Here is a 218-nt window from a genome sequence, read left to right as displayed (position 1 = left end):
AATGTAGCTTGTTCATTTTTCCACCAAGTACCATGTTTGTTCTTTTTCCAATCTGTTGTCTTAACCACTTGTTGTTGTTCATTCTTTTTAACTTCTTTTTTTACATCATTTTGTTTGATAACTTTGGCATTGCTTGTTTGTAATTTACCGCCTTTATAATAATATTTAATACGAATGATAAAGTAATCCTTCATTTTATTTTGGTTAGCGGTTGTATA

1 pseudogene is annotated in these 218 nt (G+C 28.4%); it reads right to left on the bottom strand.

The features are described 5' to 3' along the window. Positions 1-218 (bottom strand): annotated as a pseudogene (locus tag HMPREF3270_RS14040) (hypothetical protein); the annotation flags it as partial.

The sequence above is a fragment of the Staphylococcus sp. HMSC65H10 genome, from assembly GCF_001839185.1.
GTDB classification, from domain to species: domain Bacteria; phylum Bacillota; class Bacilli; order Staphylococcales; family Staphylococcaceae; genus Staphylococcus; species Staphylococcus simulans.
This window is presented reverse-complemented; position numbering and strand designations above follow the sequence as displayed.